This window comes from Streptomyces boncukensis (genome assembly GCF_011045075.1).
GTDB classification, from domain to species: Bacteria; Actinomycetota; Actinomycetes; order Streptomycetales; family Streptomycetaceae; genus Streptomyces; species Streptomyces boncukensis.
The window spans coordinates 1-3,994 of record NZ_JAAKZZ010000602.1 but is presented as its reverse complement, the minus strand read 5'-3'; the positions used below and the strand labels follow the sequence as shown (position 1 = coordinate 3,994).

Sequence of the window (3,994 nt, the reverse complement as noted above, 5' to 3'; positions counted from 1 at the left end):
CCCCCGCCTCGAACTCCGCGAACGTCCGCCGCAGCAGCGGCAGCACATCCGTGAACACCTCCCCCGACACCGCCGTCAGCCACCCGTCCACCAGCGAGAGCAGCCGCTCGTCGTGCACGAGCAGCAGTCCGCCGCCCGCGAGGAACCCCTCCACCCAGGCCGCGGCCTCGGCCGGTGCCGTGCCCGGCGAGAGGGCGAGGCCCATCAGCCGGGCCGCCTCCTCCGCCGCCAGCCGCCCGTCGTCCAGCAGCAGCCGCGCACAGCGCCCCCGCACCAGCCCGGGGACCCGGTCGCGCCGCGCCAGCGACAGCAGCACCGCCCGCCAGCGGGCCGGGAGCCCCGCCTCCCGCGCGGCGCCGTCGGCCTCGCGGGCCAGCAGGGCCACCGCCTGGTGCGCGGCGTCGATATGGCCCCGCATATCGCGTGCGCCCTCGTCGTCCAGGCCCGCGCAGGCCGGCGGCAGGCCGACGCACACCCGCTCCGCCAGCCCCTCGGCCACCTCCGTCAGAGCGCGCGCGTCGGTGCCGCGCACATCGCCGTACCGCGCCGTGCGGACCAGCGCGGGCAGCGCCTGCGCCAGGCGCCCGACGTCCGACTCCAGGGCCGCGCGGTCCGCGAGCGCCCGCATCACCTCCGGCAGCGCCTCCGGCAGACCGGCGAGCAGACACTGCTCGGCGAGGGCCGTCACCCGCGCCAGCGGAGGGTCGGCCTCCCGCGCCTCGGACCGCGCCCTGGCCGTGGCCGCGGCCTCCACCGTCGTGCCCCAGACGCCCGCCTCGGCGACCCGCACCGACAGCTCGGGCTCCCAGCGCAGCCGCCAGCTCTCCCGGAACGTGCCGGTGTTCTCCGTACGGGAGCGGGACGGCTCGCCCCAGGCCACGCCCAGCAGCCGCAGCCGGTGCAGCAGCCTGCTGCGCGCCGCGTCCGTCCCGCCGCGCAGATCGAGGTCCAGCTCGCGCTCGGCGGCCTGCGGCTTGAGCCGCACCGCGCGCTGCTGCCGGGCGAGATCCCGCTGGAGCGGCACGGCGGGCGCGTCCTCCGGCACCTCGCCGAGCACCTCGCCGACGACGAGCCGCTCCCGGATCAGCTCCAGCGGGACGTCGGACCCCTCGCACAGCACGGAGCGGACCGCGTCGGTGGCCTCGGTGAGCCCGGCCAGCGGCCGCCCGCGCAGCACGGCCAGCGTGCCCGCCAGCCGCACGGCCTCGATGACGTGCGCCGAGGACACCACCCGGTCCTCCGCCCGCAGCAGACCGGCCACCTTGGTCATCCACCGCTCCAGGGGGCGGTCGGGCGCGGCGAACAGATGGCCGTACCAGCCGGGCGATTCGATGCCCGCGCCGTAGCCGGACCGGCGGGCGAGGCGGCGGTGGGTCCACGGCACCCAGGTGATCTCGGTCTTCACCTTGGGCAGGCCCTTGAGCAGCCCGCGGTCGGCCGTCGCCGTGGTCGCCGTCCGGGCGGCGAGCGCGGGGACGTGCCAGGCGCCGCACACGACCGCCGTCCCCGCGTCCCCGAACTCCTTGCACGCCTCCCGCAGCCGCAGCCGCATATGGGCCTCGCGGAGCCGGTCGCGCCGGTGCTCCTCCTCGCCGGGCGCGGCGCGCAGCTCCGCCATGGCCCCGCCGACCGCCGCGAACGGGGCGAACGGGTCCCGCGCGGCACCGCGGTGCTCGATGACGTCCTCCCACCAGCGCTCCGGATCGTCGAAACCAGCGACCTCGGCGAGCAGGGCAAGCGGGTCCCCCCTGCTCGAACGGAGTCGAGAGCTGGGGGACGGGTCTTCCCCGTGCGAGGGGGCCGGGCCGTCCCGGCGGCCGGGGCCGTCCCGGCGGTCGGAGTCCGCCCGGCCGTCCGGGTCAGCGCGCCCGTCCGGGCCCGCTGCGCCGGGATCGCCGTCGCCGGTCCCCTGGGCGCCCCCGTCCTCGGTGAGCGCCAGGGAGTGGGCGGCCGGCAGGTCCATAAAGCGGACGGGCACCCCGCGACGCAGCGCCCAGCGGATCGCCACCCACTCCGGCGAGAACTCCGCGAGCGGCCAGAAGGCCGCCCTCCCCGGCTCGTGCACCGCGTGGGCCAGCAGCGCCACCGGGGGCACCATGGCCTCGTCGGCCGCCAGCTCCACCACCGAATCGCCCTCGGGCGGCCCCTCGATGAGCACCACCTTCGGCTCGTACGCCGCGAGCGCGGCACGCACGGCGCGGGCCGAGCCGGGGCCGTGGTGCCGCACCCCCAGCAGCAGCGGCCCGTCCGGCCGCCCGGCGGTCCCGGCGGCCCCGGCCGTCATCCGGTCACCTCCCGGCAGGCGCGGTAGAAGTCCTTCCAGCCCTCGCGTTCGCGCACCACCGCCTCCAGATACTCCTGCCACACGACCCGGTCGGCCGCCGGGTCCCGGACGACGGCGCCCAGGATGCCCGCCGCGACATCGCCCGCGCGCAGCACGCCGTCCCCGAAGTGCGCTGCCAGGGCGAGGCCGCCGGTCACGACGGAGATGGCCTCGGCCGTCGAGAGCGTTCCGGAGGGGGATTTGACCTTGGTGCGGCCATCGGCCGTCACTCCGTCCCGCAGCTCCCGGAAGACGGTGACCACCCGCCGGATCTCGTCGAACCCCTCGGCGGGGGACGGGAGATCGAGGGAGGTCCCGAGCTGGTCGACGCGCCGGGCGACGATCTCGACCTCGGCCTCGGGCGTCTCGGGCAGCGGGAGCACCACCGTGTTGAACCGGCGGCGCAGGGCGCTGGACAACTCGTTGACACCGCGGTCCCGGTCGTTGGCCGTCGCGATGACGTTGAAGCCGCGGACGGCCTGGACCTCCCCGGCCAGCTCCGGGATCGGCAGCGTCTTCTCGGAGAGGACCGTGATCAGCGTGTCCTGCACATCGGCCGGGATGCGGGTGAGCTCCTCGACGCGCGCCGTCATGCCACGCTCCATCGCGCGCATGACCGGGCTCGGCACCAGCGCGTCCCGGCTCGGGCCGTGGGCCAGCAGCTGCGCGTAGTTCCACCCGTAGCGCATCGCCTCCTCGGCGGTGCCGGCCGTGCCCTGGACCAGCAGCGTCGAGTCGCCGCTGACGGCGGCGGCCAGATGCTCGGACACCCATGTCTTGGCCGTGCCCGGCACGCCGAGCAGGAGGAGCGCGCGGTCCGTCGCCAGCGTCGTCACCGCGACCTCGACGATGCGGCGCGGGCCCACGTACTTCGGTGTGATCACCGTGCCGTCCTCCAGCTCGCCGCCGAGCAGATAGGTGGCCACGGCCCAGGGCGACAGCCGCCAGCGCTCGGGGCGCGGGCGGTCGTCGGCCGCGGCGAGCGCTGTCAGCTCGGCGGCGAACGCGTCCTCGGCGTGCGGCCGGAGCGCGGCGGCCGGCTCCTCCGCCGGCTGCCCGGTCGCCGGATCTGTGGCCTGGCTTTGAGTCACAACTCCCCCTCAGCGCATGACGAATGGAGGTGGACCGGCCGACGGGAGCCCCTCGTCGCTCAGCGTCGGCCGATCCGTTGACCACACTGCACCCTGCCACTGACAATCGCTCTGACCTGCGCAGACGACAAGCGCACCGGGATTGTCAGTGGCGGCGCCTACCGTTTTCGACATGGGTGGACAGGCGGGAGAAGCGGTCCGCTGGACGGCGGAGCAGGTAAGCGCGCTGGCGCCTGACGACGCGTCACGCCGCGCGGGGGTCAAGCTGTCCGCGCCCGGCCCCTGGTCCGGCGCCGGGGCGGGGACGGGAGCGGTCTGGGGGCTGTGCAAGGGCAGCGGCAAGAAGCCGTATCAGACGGTGGTCGATCTCGACGGCGGCCAGGGGCCCGGCTTCCGGTGCTCGTGCCCGAGCAGAAAGTTCCCCTGCAAGCACGCGGTCGGTCTGCTGCTGCTGTGGGCGGGAGGGGACGCGGCGGTGCCGGAGGCGCCGCAGCCGCCCGACTGGGCCGAGGAGTGGCTGACCGGCCGCCGCGAACGCGCCACGCACAAGGCGGCGCGCACCCGGGAGGAGCAGCAGGAC

The 3,994-nt window shown here is 76.2% G+C and carries 3 protein-coding genes; 1 reads left to right on the top strand and 2 read right to left on the bottom strand.

What is annotated here, in order from left to right; translation table 11 throughout:
- The coding region (locus G5C65_RS32800; protein WP_206442535.1) for a DUF5682 family protein at positions 1-2,284 on the bottom strand (2,284 nt) is incomplete at its 3' end.
- A complete protein-coding gene (locus G5C65_RS32795) occupies positions 2,281-3,414 on the bottom strand; it encodes an AAA family ATPase (RefSeq protein WP_165302711.1) in 1,134 nt (377 codons plus the stop codon). The genes G5C65_RS32795 and G5C65_RS32800, both read right to left, overlap by 4 nt.
- A gap of 172 nt (positions 3,415-3,586) precedes the next feature.
- Here G5C65_RS32795 and G5C65_RS32790 point away from each other — a divergent pair.
- Positions 3,587-3,994, top strand: a 408-nt coding sequence (locus G5C65_RS32790; RefSeq protein WP_165302710.1) for an SWIM zinc finger family protein, incomplete at its 3' end; no start/stop codon positions are given.